This window comes from Pseudomonas arvensis, from assembly GCF_056688935.1.
Map to the genome: position 1 here is coordinate 3,494,777 of NZ_CP162038.1, position 14,269 is coordinate 3,509,045.

A 14,269-nucleotide genomic window follows, 5' to 3' on the forward strand; every position below is an offset into this window, starting at 1 on the left:
CTGACTTAGATTCAATTGTGGGAGGGTGCAAGCCCCCCACACTTTTTGACCGTGCTATGCCAATTCAGCTCGAAGCTGGCGAGCCGCAGTCACCATATGAATCAACGCCGCCTCAGTCTCCGGCCAGCCCCGCGTCTTCAACCCGCAATCCGGGTTCACCCACAGCCGCTCGGCCGGAATCCGCTTGGCCGCCTTGCGCAGCAGGTTGGCCATTTCCGACGCCTCCGGCACCCGTGGCGAGTGGATATCGTAGACGCCCGGACCGATGTCATTCGGGTACGCGAAGGCTTCAAACGCGTCCAGCAACTCCATGTCCGAGCGTGACGTTTCGATGGTGATCACATCGGCATCCATCGCCGCGATGGACTCGATTACGTCATTGAATTCGCTGTAGCACATGTGCGTATGGATCTGGGTGTCGTCCCGTACGCCGGAGGCGCACAGGCGGAACACTTCGGTGGCCCAGTCCAGGTAGGGCTGCCACTGCGCCTGGCGCAATGGCAGGCCTTCGCGGAAGGCGGCTTCGTCGATCTGCACGATCTTGATGCCGGCCGCTTCCAGGTCCAGCACTTCATCACGAATGGCCAGGGCCAATTGGCGGGCCTGTACTTCGCGGCTCACGTCTTCGCGGGGGAACGACCACATCAGCATCGTCACCGGGCCGGTCAGCATGCCTTTCATGACCTTGTGGGTCAGGCCTTGGGCATAGCGGATCCACTCCACCGTCATGGCCTTCGGGCGGCTCAGGTCGCCGAAGATCACCGCCGGTTTCACGCAGCGCGAACCATAGCTCTGCACCCAGCCAAAGCGCGTGAACACGTAGCCGTCCAATTGCTCGGCGAAGTATTCGACCATGTCGTTACGCTCGGCTTCGCCATGCACCAGCACATCCAGGCCGAGGTTTTCCTGCACTTCGACGGCGTGCTTGATCTCGCTGTGCATTGCTTCGACGTATTCGGCTTCGCTCAACTTGCCGGCCTTGTACGACTGGCGCGCCAGGCGGATCGAGGCGGTTTGCGGGAACGAACCGATGGTGGTGGTCGGGAACAGCGGCAGGTTGAGGCCTGCACGCTGCTGCGCGATACGCTGGGCAAACAGCGAGCGGCGCTGACTGTCCTTGGCGGTAATGGCGGCAACGCGTGCCTGGACCGCCGGTTTGTGGATACGCGGCGAAGCAGCACGGGCGGCCTGCACGGCGCGGCTGTGCGTCAGGGCCGCGAGCACATTGGGCGCTTCAGGCTGGTTGACTGCCTGGGCCAGCACCGCCACCTCGGCGCACTTCTGCACGGCAAAGGCCAGCCAGCTTTTCAACTCGGCATCAAGCTGGTCTTCACGGCCCAGGTCCACCGGGCTGTGCAGCAATGAGCAGGACGGCGCCACCCACAGGCGATCACCGAGTTTTTCATGGGCATGCTGCAAGGTCGCCAGGGCGTTTTCCAGGTCGCAGCGCCAGACGTTGCGGCCGTTGACCACTCCCAGGGACAGCACCTTATACGCCGGCAGGCGATCGAGGATGGTCGGGTACTGTTCCGGTGCGCGTACCAGGTCGATGTGCAGGCCGTCGACCGGCAGGTTGGCGGCCAGGCCCAGGTTTTCCTCCAAACCGCCAAAGTAAGTGGCGACCAGTTTTTTCAGCGGGTCACGCTGGATCAGGTTGTAGGCGCGTTCAAACGCGTTCTTCCATTCCTGCGGCAGGTCGAGCACCAGGATCGGCTCGTCGATCTGCACCCATTCCACGCCCAGTTCCGCCAGGCGCTGGAAGATCTGGCCATACAACGGCAGCAGGCGGTCCAGCAGGTCGAGTTTGTCGAAGTCACCGCCCTTGGCCTTGCCCAGCCACAGGTAGGTGAGTGGACCGATCACGACAGGCTTGACGTTGTGGCCCAGCTCGCGGGCTTCCTGGACTTCTTCGAACAGTTGGTCCCAGCCCAGGTGGAACTGCTGGTCGGCGCTGAATTCCGGCACCAGGTAGTGGTAGTTCGTATCGAACCACTTGGTCATTTCCTGGGCGTGAGCACCGCCGCAGCAACTGTCGCTGACACCACGCGCCATGCCGAACAGGGTGTGCAGCGTGGCCTTGCCATCCGCCGGGCGAAAGCGCTCGGGAATCACGCCGAACATCAGCGAATGGGTCAGCACCTGGTCGTACCAGGCGAAATCCCCAGCGGGCAGCAAATCGATGCCGGCCTGTTTTTGCAAATCCCAGTGGGTCTTGCGCAAGTCACGGCCAACGGCGCGCAGGCCGGCTTCGTCGAGCTCACCCTTCCAGAACGCTTCCTGCGCTTTTTTCAGTTCACGATCGCGTCCAATGCGCGGAAATCCAAGGGAATGAGCGACTGCCATGACTTACAACTCCAATGTCGTTATGTATGGCAGTCATTGTCGGGATTAGATCATAGTGAGACAAACTCATTATATTTTAGACCATCACAAGTTTTACTCATGTTAAGACCTACCTTTAGCAGACACGGCACCCATTCATTGCGGGTACTATGCTCGCGAACAACACATCCAAATGAGCACCCATGATCAAAGCCAGCCTGCGCACTCACTTGACCCTATGGTTTGCTGCTTTGTCCTTGCTCACGTTACTGAGCGTGGGTTTTTATGTGGGGCACATCGCCACGGGGCAAATGAAGCAGGCCAGCGGCAATGCCTTGTTGAGCACGGCACGATCCACGGCTGCGCTGCTGGCTGTGCAACTGCACGAGCGCCAGCTGGAGGTTTCCCTGCTCAGCAAAGCGCCGCTGTTTCGCAAAGGTGACTTGAACGAGCCGGACATCCTCACGCTGATGGAACTGCGCACCCAGTCTCGCGCCGAATACGCTTGGATGGGCGTCGCCGATGTCGATGGCCGTGTGCGCCAGGCGGTGAATGGCCTGCTGGTGAATCAATCCGTCAGCCAGCGCCCTTGGTTCCAGGCGGGCCTGCACGGCGAGTACACCGGCGATCCCCATGAAGCGGTGCTGCTGGCCAAGTTGCTGCCGGGCGCGGCGAATGGCGAGCCGTTGCGGTTTATCGATTTCGCCGCGCCGATCCGTAACGCCAAAGGCGAGACCATCGGCGTACTCGGAGCCCATGCGCACTGGCGTTGGGTCACGCAAATCGTCGATTCGGCGGTGATGCAGAAGGACGCGATCCCTGACATCGAGGCACTGATTGTCGACTTCGATGGCAAGGTGCTTTATCCCGAAGTGTTGGCCGGTGAGCAGATGCCCAAAGACAGGCTGGTCACGTCTTCCGGCTGGAGCACAGCCAACGGTTTTGTGACCGCTTCGGTCGCCGTGCCAAGCCCCGCCAACGCGAAAATGAACTGGTACATCATGGTGCGCCAGCCCTTGGAGGTGGCCCTGCAACCGGCACGCACGCTGCTCTACAAACTCCTGATACTCGGCGTACTCGCCGCCGTGGCGTTTGTGGTCGCGGCGTATTGCCTGGCCTCCTCCCTCAGCCGGCCTATCGAACGGCTGGCCAAGTCCGCCAAGCAAGTCCAGGAGCATCAGCCCGGCGCGGTGTTTCCCCAGGCGCACTCAGTGCTGGAAATCGCCCAGCTGGGCCGCTCGCTGACCGGCATGACCCAATCCCTGCTGGCCAAGGAGCGCCAGTTGCAGGACGCCAACGCCTCCCTGGAAGCCACCGTCGCCCAACGCACCGCCGACCTCACCCAGGCCAATACCGAGCTGCTCAACCTTGCGACCCACGACGCACTGACCGGCGTCTACAACCGTCGCCGCTTCGACGAAAAACTCGCGGAAAACAGCCTGCTGTTCCAACGCACCGGCCGCACTTTTGCCCTGCTGCTGATCGACGCCGACTACTTCAAACGCATCAATGACACCCACGGCCACGCTGTCGGCGATGACGTGCTGCGCCAACTTGCCCAACTGATCCAAAGCACCACCCGCGTCACCGACTTTGTCGCCCGCTACGGCGGCGAAGAGTTTGCCGTGCTGCTACCAGAGGTCGAAGCACCGGACAGCCCGGATGTGGTGGCCGAGAAGATCCGTGCCGCGATTGCCGGCGCGCAGTTTGAACAGGTGGGGCCTGTCACGGTGAGTATCGGCGTGGGCATTGCCGCACCGTCGGACCGCGACACACGGGCGCTGCTGAATCGGGCGGATCAGCAGTTGTATGAGGCCAAGGCTGGCGGGCGTAATCGGGTGGCGTGAGGCCCGGGAGCTAGCTTTGTGGAGAGCGGGCCTGTTGTGGTGAAAGGCTGATCACAAGGCAGGGTTGTCATCTTGGCAGGGCAGAATAATCGCGGCGCAGCTAAATCCGCTCACTAACCTTTCGATCCTGACCAAGTGCGGGCACAATGCGTGTCCTTTTTTGGCAGGCACCGCCGCAGGCTCTCAAAAATGATCAAAACGCCGTACTACCTCATCGATAAACAGAAGCTTCTGGTCAACATGCAGAAGATTGCTTACGTGCGCGAGCAGTCCGGCGCCAAGGCCCTGCTGGCGCTCAAGTGCTTTGCCACCTGGTCGGTGTTCGACCTGATGCAGGAATACATGGACGGCACCACCTCGTCGTCGCTGTATGAGTTGAAGCTCGGTCGCCAGAAGTTCGAAGGCGAGGCGCACGCCTACAGCGTGGCCTGGGCCGACGATGAAATCGAAGAGATGCTGGATAACTGCGACAAGATCATCTTCAACTCGATCAGCCAGTTGCAGCGCTTTGCCGAGCGTTCCGAGGGCAAGACCCGTGGCCTGCGTGTCAACCCGCAGGTAAGCAGCTCCGACTACCTGCTGGCCGACCCGGCACGCCCATTCAGCCGCCTGGGTGAATGGGACCCGGTGGAAATCGAAGGCGTGATCGAGCAGATCTCCGGCTTCATGTTCCACAACAACTGCGAGAACGGCGATTTCAGCCTGTTCGACAAGATGCTCGGCACCATCGAAGAACGCTTCGGCGCGCTGCTGCACAAGGTCAACTGGGTCAGCCTCGGCGGCGGCATCCATTTCACCGGTGAAGGCTATGCCATCGACGCCTTCTGCCAGCGTCTCAAGGCGTTCTCGCAGAAGTACGACGTGCAGGTCTACCTGGAACCCGGCGAAGCGGCGATCACCAACAGCGCCTCCCTGGAAGTCACCGTGCTCGACACCCTGTACAACGGCAAAAACCTCGCCGTCGTCGACAGCTCCATCGAAGCTCACCTGCTGGACCTGCTGATCTACCGCCTCAACGCCAAGCTGGCGCCAAGCGACGGTGAACATACCTACATGGTGTGCGGCAAATCCTGCCTGGCCGGGGACATCTTCGGCGAGTATCAATTTGATCGTCCGCTGGCCATCGGCGATCGGCTGTCGTTCATCGACACTGCTGGCTACACCATGGTCAAGAAAAATTGGTTCAACGGCCTGAAAATGCCGTCCATCGTAGTGAAACAACTCGACGGTACAGTCGAAGTGGTTCGTGAATTTGGTTACGACGACTACCTGTCCAGCCTTTCGTAAGCTGGCGGATATAGGAGAAAGAAAGCAATTGAAAAAGAACGTTCTTATCATTGGTGCAGGAGGTGTCGCCAAGGTGGTGGCCCACAAGTGCGCGCAGCACAACGACGAACTCGGTCGTATTGCTATCGCGTCGCGCAACATCTCCAAATGCCAGGCCATCATCGATAGCGTCAAGGCCAAGGGTAGCCTCAAGGTTCCCGCCGATATCCAAGCCTTCGCGCTGAACGCCATGGACGTGGAAGCGACCAAGGCCCTGATCCGCGAGACTGAATCGCAGATCGTCATCAACGTCGGTTCGTCGTTCCTGAACATGTCGGTCCTGCGTGCCTGCATCGACACGGGCGTTGCGTACCTCGACACCGCTATCCACGAAGAGCCGGGCAAGGTCTGCGAGACCCCGCCGTGGTACGGCAACTACGAGTGGAACCACCTGCAAGAGTGCAAAGACAAGAACATCACCGCCATTCTTGGCGTGGGCTTCGACCCAGGCGTCGTCAACGCGTATGCCGCGCTGGCGCAGCAACAGCATTTCGACCGCATTGATTCGATCGACATTCTCGACGTCAATGCCGGCAGCCATGGCAAATACTTTGCCACCAACTTCGACCCGGAAATCAACTTCCGCGAGTTCACCGGACAGGTGTGGAGCTGGCAGAACAGCCAGTGGACCAGCAACACCATGTTCGAAGTCAAACGCACCGACGACCTGCCGGTCGTGGGTTCGCAGAACCTCTACCTCACCGGCCACGATGAAGTGCACTCGCTGTCGAAAAACCTCGACGTGCCCAACGTGCGGTTCTGGATGAGCTTTGGCGAACACTACATCAACGTGTTCACCGTACTGAAAAACCTCGGCCTGCTCTCCGAGAAGCCGGTCAAGACTGCCGAAGGCCTGGAAGTGGTGCCGTTGAAAGTGGTCAAGGCCGTACTGCCCGACCCGTCTTCGCTCGCCCCTGGCTACACCGGCAAGACCTGCATCGGCGACCTGGTCAAAGGCACCAAGGACGGCCAGCCGCGTGAGCTGTTCATCTACAACGTGGCCTGCCACGAAGAATCCTTTGCCGAAACCGACAGCCAGGGCATCTCGTACACCGCAGGCGTCCCACCGGTAGCCGCCGCGCTGCTGGTCGCCCGTGGCGAGTGGGATGTGAAACACATGGCCAACGTCGAGGAACTGCCGGCTGAGCCGTTCCTCAAGGCGCTGGACGTGATGGGCTTGCCGACTCGGATCAAGGACGAGAAAGGTGATCGGGCCTGGGATGCGATTGCCTGATAGGCATAGCTGACCGAACAAAAAAATGCGCCCTCAGGGGCGCATTTTTTGTTTGGGGTGGGTAGCGATTCAAAGACCGATGAAGATCCAAATGTGGGAGGGGGCTTGCCCCCGATGAGGCCGTTTCAGTTGATGCATCTTTGGCTGACACACTGCCATCGGGGGCAAGCCCCCTCCCACAGGGATAGCACTTCGCCCCAGACTCTCAGAGTTTTCCCACGACTGTTTCAGGTTGTCGCTCGGAACGCGGCTGACTAACCTCTGCGCCGTCGCTGCCAATTCAGCGACCGGATTTGACCGTCCGTTTCCCAACTGCATCTGTGCCACATCGAATCAGGCGTTTTCTTGACGCCTGCTGTATCGTGTCGCGGCAGCTGTACGCGGGATACCTTCGGGTATGCCGGGCTCCTTGGGACCGGTCGGTCAACCCGCGTATAGCAGCCACCCTAATTCGTTTGACCGCGAACCCTGGCAGCTCCATTCCCCTTGGAGTTCCACCATGATCAAAGACACCCCAAATCCCCCAGAAAAACTCTTCACCGTACGCCCCAACCTGGGCACGGAAACCCTGCTAATCAACGCCTCCCAGGATCTATCCTCAATCACCGACATCGCCACCCACCTCGCCTTTGAAATCGACGGCACCCAACGCAATGTGGCATTGGGAATCTGCCGAATGCTGGAAGGCGTGCAATTGCTGGTAGACAAGGTGCTGGACACGTCTCACCCCGCTGCTTGAGATAAAGATCGTTCCACGCTGCGTGGGAATGAATCACGTGACGCACTGCGTCACCGTTGCGCAGGAGGGACGCAGAGCTTCCCAGGCGGCATTCCCACGCAGAGCGAGGGAGCGATCACATCAAAAATTCGTATTGCCGGTGATTGTTTATATTTCGATTTAATCTTGTCAACTGTCATTTCTGACAGTTACGGGCAGGCTGCTTAATACCTAAAGTCAGAGGGTGTTAACAGTGCCAAAAAACTCATAAGCGTTCTTAAGAGTCACCTTATTTCTTGGAGATGAATCATGCCAAACGTAGAAAACACCAAAGGTTCCACGGAAGATACCGTTAGCGACACCACGGTAGAGGCGATGTTTAAGAAAGTTGGGATTGGCAACAAATGCAAGGTCACTCACGTTTCCGCCGATGACAACATGAAGGAGTTATATACTGAGGGAACATTAAAGCACTACGACATGACTCACAGAACATGCATCGTCACTGGCTCTGACTCCGAACAGGTCATTGACATGAATCTCATTTCAGAGTTTTCTAGCTTGACCCTCGAAGATCTGAACATGAGAAAGAATAATGAACGAATAAAAAGACTCTTCAAACTGATGAATCTTCAAAGCGTAATTCACATTGCACTTTCGAACAATGACGATACCGCCTTGAATTCCGATGATCTAAAAGAGTTCAACATGCTGACTTTAGAAGATTTGAAAAAATTTAATTCAACCAGCCCTTACAAAATAGTTTTTGAACTTAACTCTCCTGAGCTTTTAAAAGCAGACAATAAAGATCGTTTTGAAAGTTATAAACGCCTGGCAGATGGCACAACATAAAGTCCGGCTTGAGTTTAGCCTCACCTAAGGCTTTTCCAGTACCCGACACAGTGTGCCGGGTGCTTTTGCAAGAGTTCAAATTCTTCATCGAGAGCGCAGCGCACAGCGGTCCAGGCAGCGTCTTGAACGTGCTCTTCCCACTCCCGTTCAGTCCGGCGAACATGCGAACTCGAGGCGTCGTGCTCAAGCCTGAATCTGCGCTTGGGCAGACCGACGATCCAAAAGAGACTTTTTGGTTTTCAAACGGGTACCGGCCTTAATAGTTCCGTATGTTTCAACTGGGCGGATGACCAGCGTCTCTGTATTTGAAACTTTCATCAGTTGGCCAGCATGGACCACGAGCACAGACTCACCTTTGGAAATCGCAACTTCATAAGCACCCCTGAATGCCTTGGCAGCAATAGAAGGGATACTCGATTCTTGAGCAAGAATCTGCGCTTCAGTGATTTGCGGTTTAATTTTCTTACGTGACATGCTGGTCTCCGGCTTAGGACAAGGGAGGATCAATGACAATTAGCATAGATCACATCAGGCGTCGATCGCAGGGGCGACTTACCTCAATATGTCCCCATGTCCTCTCAGCCAGCGTTTACAGCGCCCTAGCCCCAGCTGAATCACATCAAAACACCGACCACCCAATCCGCTCACTCAACAATTCCAACGCCTTGATCCCCGCCAGCGAGTTACCCGCCGCGTTCAACTCCGGCGACCACACGCACACCGTAAACTGCCCCGGCACCACCGCAACAATCCCCCCACCTACCCCGCTCTTACCGGGCAACCCCACGCGATAGGCAAAATTGCCCGCCTCGTCATACAGCCCGCTGGTGGCCATGATCGAGTTGACTTGCTTGGTCTGGCGCGCCGTGAGGATCTGCTCGCCGCTGTGGGCGCTGGTGCCTTCGTTGGCGAGGAAGCTGAAGGCCTTGGCCAGGTCCAGGCAGCTCATCTGCAAGGCGCAGTAGTTGAAGTAGCTGTGCAGCACCGCGTCCACGTCGTTATGGAAGTTGCCGAAGGACTTCATCAGGTAGGCCATGGCCGCGTTGCGTGCGCCGTGCTGGGCTTCGGAGTCGGCGACAACTTTGTTGACCAGGATCTGCGGGTTACCCGACAGGCGCCGCACAAAGTCACGCATCGACAGAATCGGCACGGCGAAGCGTGACTGGTTGATGTCGCAGATCACCAATGCGCCGGCGTTGATGAAGGGATTGCGTGGCCGGCCGCGCTCGAACTCCAGTTGTACCAGGGAGTTGAACGGTTGCCCCGAAGGCTCATGGCCCAGGCGCTCCCAGATGCTTTCGCCGCCGTGGTCGATGGCCTGCACCAGGCTGAACACCTTGGAAATGCTCTGCACCGAGAACAGCGTATCGGCATCACCGGCGCGGTAGGCCGAGCCGTCGTTGCCGTATACGGCGATGCCCAGTTGGTTGGCCGGTACATCGGCCAGCGCGGGAATGTAGTCGGCGACTTTGCCGAGGCCGATCAGTGGGCGCACTTCGTCGAGGATCGACTCCAGCAGCGCCTGCATGTCTTGTCCTGTCATCGTGGTTTGAATCAGTGATAAGCGGGGCGCGGAGGATACCTGAAACACGCAGGTCAGGTGAGCTACTACAGAACGTGAAACCCCGCCTCGTCCCGGTAATACATGAGGGACTCGTACTGAAACGACATCAAGAAACAGGCGTCACACCTCGTAGCCAGTTGCTGCGCCAGTTCCCTGACGTCAGCCAATGGATCAGCGCCCTCCGGCGCAGGCCCTTTGATGCGCAGATAACAACGAATGGCCACCGTAAATGCCAGATCATTCGTGTCTTGCGCCCGAATATCAGGATCATCCACTTCATAGCAGCCGCTCAGAAAAAGACCTGAATAAAAATGCGCCTCCACCGACTGTTCATGCTGTTCCAGTTCAGCACCACCCACCGCGTTCACAGCGTCAGCCAGATGTGCCAGGGACATTCGCTTATCAGCCTCAAGATGAATATCAAGCCCCATGGAGCGCAGCCTCCAACTGTGTGTACAGGCGTAACCCCTCAGTCTCGTCAGCGTTTGCATCGAGAAACACCAGATCCTCGCAAAGCCCGGACGGCAACGAAATACCCACCACAAAATCTCGTCCTGCTGCGCCCGCCAAGGATTTTGCAAACAGGACCAATTGGTCAATTTGAGATTGGCTAACGGGAGGCAAAGGAAGGTTGAGCCCGATAAACCAATCATTCAGGTCATCAGGCGCCATGTCGGGTGTACGCTCGTGCTGGTGATTCACAAACACGGCGCAATATTGCGCCCAATCGCTGACAAACGCGCGAAAGGCGTCGACCAATACCGATTCGACTGCTTGGTTGTCAGAACCATCGACGTAACAATAAAGCGTGGGCATGGTGCGCATCCTGGGTCCGCGTGCGGCGATTCTAGCGTGAACGCGTTAATACCTCGATTTTCAAGGCGCGCGGAAGCCCCACACAATCTCTACCACCCGCTCGGCCACCACCAGATAAACCAGGACCAGCAACAGCTGCAAGGCCAGGTGATAACGCAGCTTGGCCAGCCTGCGAATGCCATCGCTGACGTTCAGGAACATCAACACCGTGGACAGGATGATCAACCCCCAGCCCGCCACGTTTGACGCAAACACGCCGATAAAAAGGGCCTGCTGACCGAGAAGCGCGTTGGTGCCCGCCGCAAACAACAGTGCGCAGACCAGCAGGTTTTTCACATTGTCGAAAATCTGCGTACTCAGGTCGTTGTCCAACAGGGCCATATATCTTTTCAACAACGTGCGCATGGATCAGTACCGGGTAGGGATCGCTCGTCAGTCAAAGTAGTTCAATTGACCCTGCACCGCTCGCCGACCGGCGAGAAAGCCTGCCTCCTCGCCACAGATAGGTGTTGCGCGCCTTCAAAAATGCGCCACATCCGACACTCGCTCATCCAGCACATCCCGCGCCAGCGCCCAGGCCTGGTCCTTGGACTCCACCACCAGCAAAGGATAGCCCCAGGCCTTGCCGAACATCAGCGCAAACGGTTTGAGCGCCAGGCGTTTGGCGGCGCTGGGTTCTACCTGGATCATGCCTTTGACGAACGTGTGCAGCGCCTGTCGGTGTTTCTTCATCCAGATCGAGGCTTGCTTGCGCTGTTCATGGGAGTGTTCGTAGTCGTTTTCGTCCACGGCTTTTTCGTGCAGCAGCAGGAAGGATTGCTGCCGTGCCAACAGGTCTTCAAAGACCCGGAAGGCGTCCTCCGGCCCGCCTTGGTTCGGGGCATCGAAGACGATTTTGACTACAGGGAACGTTGTACTGTCGAGTCGCATGGCAAAGCTCCTTAATGAGAGTTGATCTCACTATAAGAAAGCCCGCGCTGGACGGCATTGCACAGAATAGCCAGACTATTTCGCAATTCGGCCAACTTTCGAGACCTGCCATGAAACACCTGCGCCTTGATCTGCACGACCCGCTGCTGGCCAAGGATGCCGATGTGGTTCAGCGCGCCGTGGTGGCCGTGGGCGCCAGCAGCGCGTCGGACACCTGGGAGCACACCCCGCACACCCATCGCAAGGGCCAGTTGATGTACACCCTGCGCGGGGTGATCCACTGTGAAATCGAGGCCGGGATCTGGATCGTGCCGCCGCAATGCGCGCTATGGATTCCCGGTGGCGTGTCGCATTCGGCGCGGGGCAATGGCGAAGCCCAAGTGTATTGCCTGCTGATCGACCCCGATGCCGCAGGCGCCCTGCCCACGCAATGCTGCACGTTGGGCGTGTCGGGTCTGTTGCATGAGTTGATCAGCAAGGCGATCAGCTTCCCACAGCTTTACGAGGTCGACGGCGCCCAGGGACGGTTGATCAACACGCTGTTGGATGAACTCGCCCAAGCCCCACTGGAAGCTCTGCACCTGCCGATGCCCCAGGACTCACGCTTACGCCGCCTGGCCAATAGCCTGCTGGCCGACCCGGCCGACAAAGCCACCCTCGGCCAATGGGCCATGCGTATCGGCATGAGTGAACGCAGCATGACGCGCCTGTTGCTGGAGGAATTGGGCCTGAGTTTCGGCCGCTGGCGTCGGCAGTTGCATGTGATCCTGTCGTTGCAACGTCTGGCCACGGGCGACAGTGTGCAGCGGGTGGCTCTGGACCTGGGTTATGAAAACGCCAGCGGCTTTATCACCATGTTCCGCAAGACCGTAGGCCAGCCGCCGGCTCGCTATCTGGCGGATCGGGCCGCGATGAGCTGGCACGAATTCCCCAGCGGCCTGCCGCTGCTCGAAGCGCCGGACAATGGGTGAAAAACCATCCGCAGGACGCGGCGAAAGTGCTGGGACCGCTGTGGGGTAACCTGGATGTGGCCACGGTTGAAGCGGCAAACGCGCGCCGCAGCTATCAGGTGCAACCGGTGACGGTGGGTGACAGTTACCGATGAGCTGACTGATAAACCGCTATCGGGGGCAAGTCGAATCGTCGCACCGCCCCTCCAACAGTTGATCTCCACGGGTCTTTAGAGAAGGGTGCGGGCCAAGGCCTTTTTCCAGTCTGCGTAACGGGCTGCCATCGCCGGATCATCCTGCGGCTCGAACCGCTCGCGCTGGCGCTCCAACTGCCCCAACGCTTGATCACTCGCCCAAATCCCCAACGCCCTGCCCGCCAGATGCGCTGCGCCCAACGCCGACACTTCCGGCGACAGGCTGCGCACCACCGGGCGTTGCAGCAGGTTGGCCAGGAACTGCATCAGCCAACGGTTGCGCGTCGCGCCGCCGTCCACCCACAGTTCCTTCAAGGGGCTGCCGATGTCCTGCTGCATCGCTTCAAACACATCACGAATCTGATAACCGATGGACTCCAGCGACGCCCGCAGGATATGCGCGCCCGAGGTGGCTTCCGTCAGCCCGCAGATCAATCCACGTGCATCGGCTTTCCAATGCGGTGCGCCCAGACCCGACAGGGCCGGCACGAAGTACACGCCGCCATTGTCAGGCAGTTGCGCCGCTTGTTCGGTCAGGGCATCCAGGGATTCGCCGGCCACCAGCCGCGAGGCCCACTGCACGGCGGCGCCGGTGTGGACGATATTGCCTTCCATGCCGAAGGTCGGCCTGCCGCCGTCATGCCAGGCCAGGGTGGTCGACAGTCCATGGTTGGACGCAATCGGGCCGCTCATGGGCGTCATCAAGGATGAGCCGGTGCCGAGGGTGGCCTTGACCAGCCCCGGTGCAAAACCGCCCTGCCCGTACAGCGCGGCGTGGGAGTCGCCGATCATCGACATCACCGGGATGCCCGCAGGCAAGCCGCCCAACGCGACGGTTTCGGCGAAGAAACCGGCGCTGGGCTGGATCGGTGCCAGCGCCGCCAACGGAATGGCAAACAGGTCCAGCAACTCGGGATCCCAGGCGCAGGTGTGCAGGTTGAACAGCTGCGTGCGCGCCGCGTTGGAATAGTCGGTGGCAAACACCCGGCCGCCACTGAGTTTCCACAGCAGCCAACTGTCGACGGTGCCCAGGCAAATCTCACCCGCTGCGGCGCGGGCGTGGCCGTTGTCCAGATTGTCGAGAATCCAGCGGAATTTGCCCGCCGAAAACATCGGGTCGAGGGCCAAGCCGGTTTTTTCGAGGATGAGCGCCTCATGCCCCTGCTCATGTAATTGGGTACACAACGCCATGGAGCGGCGGCATTGCCAACTGATGCACGGTGACAACGGCTCGCCGGTTTGCCGGTCCCAGGCCACCACGGATTCACGCTGGTTGCTGATCGCCAAGGCCGTGATGGGCCGATCCACCTGGGCCAGGCATTCTTCCATCGCGGCCAGGGTGCTGTGCCAGATAAACAGCGGGTCCTGTTCGGAGAACCCGGCCTGGGGATGGCTGACGCTCAGTGGCCGCGAACCGCGAGCAATCACCTGCCCCAGTTCATTGACCAGCACCGCCTTGGCGTTGCTGGTGCCTTCGTCTATCGCCAGGATCAGCGGAGTGTTGTTAGTCATGGGT

At 59.0% G+C, this 14,269-nt stretch carries 14 protein-coding genes and 1 pseudogene; 7 read left to right on the top strand and 8 right to left on the bottom strand.

Going from position 1 to position 14,269, the window contains the following annotated elements:
* Window positions 1-54 precede the first annotated feature (54 nt).
* Window positions 55-2,343 (bottom strand): 5-methyltetrahydropteroyltriglutamate--homocysteine S-methyltransferase, encoded by a 2,289-nt coding sequence (metE, locus tag AB3G88_RS15525; RefSeq protein WP_480450565.1) that lies wholly within the window; start codon window positions 2,341-2,343, stop codon window positions 55-57.
* 182 nt (window positions 2,344-2,525) lie between these two features.
* Between metE and AB3G88_RS15530 the strand changes: the two genes are divergently transcribed.
* From AB3G88_RS15530 to AB3G88_RS15550, 5 genes are all read left to right on the top strand, one after another.
* On the top strand, window positions 2,526-4,169 hold the full coding sequence (locus AB3G88_RS15530) for a sensor domain-containing diguanylate cyclase (RefSeq protein WP_191958907.1): 1,644 nt from the start codon (window positions 2,526-2,528) through the stop codon (window positions 4,167-4,169).
* Window positions 4,170-4,358: 189 nt separating this feature from the next.
* Window positions 4,359-5,456, top strand: coding sequence for a carboxynorspermidine decarboxylase (locus AB3G88_RS15535; RefSeq protein ID WP_480450568.1), 1,098 nt, complete (start codon window positions 4,359-4,361; stop codon window positions 5,454-5,456).
* A gap of 28 nt (window positions 5,457-5,484) precedes the next feature.
* Window positions 5,485-6,729 carry a saccharopine dehydrogenase family protein gene (locus AB3G88_RS15540; protein ID WP_480450570.1) on the top strand — a complete coding sequence of 415 codons (1,245 nt, stop codon included), beginning with the start codon at window positions 5,485-5,487 and terminating at the stop codon, window positions 6,727-6,729.
* A gap of 499 nt (window positions 6,730-7,228) precedes the next feature.
* Window positions 7,229-7,468 carry a DUF6124 family protein gene (locus tag AB3G88_RS15545; protein WP_480450572.1) on the top strand — a complete coding sequence of 80 codons (240 nt, stop codon included), beginning with the start codon at window positions 7,229-7,231 and terminating at the stop codon, window positions 7,466-7,468.
* 288 nt (window positions 7,469-7,756) lie between these two features.
* Window positions 7,757-8,299 carry a hypothetical protein gene (locus tag AB3G88_RS15550; RefSeq protein ID WP_480450574.1) on the top strand — a complete coding sequence of 181 codons (543 nt, stop codon included), beginning with the start codon at window positions 7,757-7,759 and terminating at the stop codon, window positions 8,297-8,299.
* A 183-nt stretch (window positions 8,300-8,482) separates the two neighbouring features.
* Here AB3G88_RS15550 and AB3G88_RS15555 read toward each other — a convergent pair whose 3' ends face one another.
* The 6 genes from AB3G88_RS15555 to AB3G88_RS15580 form a co-directional block, all read right to left on the bottom strand.
* A complete protein-coding gene (locus tag AB3G88_RS15555) occupies window positions 8,483-8,773 on the bottom strand; it encodes a hypothetical protein (protein WP_480450576.1) in 291 nt (96 codons plus the stop codon).
* Between the two features lie 145 nt (window positions 8,774-8,918).
* Entirely contained in the window at window positions 8,919-9,827 is a 909-nt protein-coding gene (gene glsB, locus AB3G88_RS15560) for a glutaminase B (RefSeq protein WP_122307923.1), read from the bottom strand.
* A gap of 80 nt (window positions 9,828-9,907) precedes the next feature.
* A complete protein-coding gene (locus AB3G88_RS15565; RefSeq protein ID WP_099586934.1) occupies window positions 9,908-10,294 on the bottom strand; it encodes a hypothetical protein in 387 nt (128 codons plus the stop codon).
* A complete protein-coding gene (locus AB3G88_RS15570; RefSeq protein ID WP_099586935.1) occupies window positions 10,284-10,679 on the bottom strand; it encodes a hypothetical protein in 396 nt (131 codons plus the stop codon). The genes AB3G88_RS15565 and AB3G88_RS15570 overlap by 11 nt, the downstream gene beginning before the upstream one ends.
* A 60-nt stretch (window positions 10,680-10,739) precedes the next feature.
* Window positions 10,740-11,084, bottom strand: coding sequence for a hypothetical protein (locus AB3G88_RS15575; protein ID WP_099586936.1), 345 nt, complete (start codon window positions 11,082-11,084; stop codon window positions 10,740-10,742).
* A gap of 114 nt (window positions 11,085-11,198) precedes the next feature.
* Window positions 11,199-11,609 (bottom strand): hypothetical protein, encoded by a 411-nt coding sequence (locus AB3G88_RS15580; RefSeq protein ID WP_099586937.1) that lies wholly within the window; start codon window positions 11,607-11,609, stop codon window positions 11,199-11,201.
* A 110-nt stretch (window positions 11,610-11,719) separates the two neighbouring features.
* On the opposite strand from AB3G88_RS15580, the gene AB3G88_RS15585 reads away from it, so the two are divergent.
* Window positions 11,720-12,580 carry an AraC family transcriptional regulator gene (locus AB3G88_RS15585; RefSeq protein ID WP_480450580.1) on the top strand — a complete coding sequence of 287 codons (861 nt, stop codon included), beginning with the start codon at window positions 11,720-11,722 and terminating at the stop codon, window positions 12,578-12,580.
* Window positions 12,568-12,693: pseudogene (locus AB3G88_RS15590) on the top strand (ABC transporter substrate-binding protein); the annotation flags it as partial. The gene AB3G88_RS15585 and the pseudogene AB3G88_RS15590, both read left to right, overlap by 13 nt.
* Window positions 12,694-12,789: 96 nt before the next feature.
* Here the strand turns inward: AB3G88_RS15590 and AB3G88_RS15595 are convergent.
* Entirely contained in the window at window positions 12,790-14,265 is a 1,476-nt protein-coding gene (locus tag AB3G88_RS15595) for an FGGY family carbohydrate kinase (protein WP_480450582.1), read from the bottom strand.
* Window positions 14,266-14,269: the final 4 nt, after the last annotated feature.

What these genes read in the sequence shown, in the direction of transcription:
- metE (WP_480450565.1), bottom strand. Translation starts at nt 2,343, where the DNA reads ATGGCAGTCGCTCATTCCCTTGGATTTCCGCGCATTGGACGCGATCGT.
- AB3G88_RS15530 (WP_191958907.1), top strand. Translation starts at nt 2,526, where the DNA reads ATGATCAAAGCCAGCCTGCGCACTCACTTGACCCTATGGTTTGCTGCT.
- AB3G88_RS15535 (WP_480450568.1), top strand. Translation starts at nt 4,359, where the DNA reads ATGATCAAAACGCCGTACTACCTCATCGATAAACAGAAGCTTCTGGTC.
- AB3G88_RS15545 (WP_480450572.1), top strand. Translation starts at nt 7,229, where the DNA reads ATGATCAAAGACACCCCAAATCCCCCAGAAAAACTCTTCACCGTACGC.
- AB3G88_RS15550 (WP_480450574.1), top strand. Translation starts at nt 7,757, where the DNA reads ATGCCAAACGTAGAAAACACCAAAGGTTCCACGGAAGATACCGTTAGC.
- AB3G88_RS15555 (WP_480450576.1), bottom strand. Translation starts at nt 8,773, where the DNA reads ATGTCACGTAAGAAAATTAAACCGCAAATCACTGAAGCGCAGATTCTT.
- glsB (WP_122307923.1), bottom strand. Translation starts at nt 9,827, where the DNA reads ATGCAGGCGCTGCTGGAGTCGATCCTCGACGAAGTGCGCCCACTGATC.
- AB3G88_RS15565 (WP_099586934.1), bottom strand. Translation starts at nt 10,294, where the DNA reads ATGGGGCTTGATATTCATCTTGAGGCTGATAAGCGAATGTCCCTGGCA.
- AB3G88_RS15570 (WP_099586935.1), bottom strand. Translation starts at nt 10,679, where the DNA reads ATGCCCACGCTTTATTGTTACGTCGATGGTTCTGACAACCAAGCAGTC.
- AB3G88_RS15575 (WP_099586936.1), bottom strand. Translation starts at nt 11,084, where the DNA reads ATGCGCACGTTGTTGAAAAGATATATGGCCCTGTTGGACAACGACCTG.
- AB3G88_RS15580 (WP_099586937.1), bottom strand. Translation starts at nt 11,609, where the DNA reads ATGCGACTCGACAGTACAACGTTCCCTGTAGTCAAAATCGTCTTCGAT.
- AB3G88_RS15585 (WP_480450580.1), top strand. Translation starts at nt 11,720, where the DNA reads ATGAAACACCTGCGCCTTGATCTGCACGACCCGCTGCTGGCCAAGGAT.
- AB3G88_RS15595 (WP_480450582.1), bottom strand. Translation starts at nt 14,265, where the DNA reads ATGACTAACAACACTCCGCTGATCCTGGCGATAGACGAAGGCACCAGC.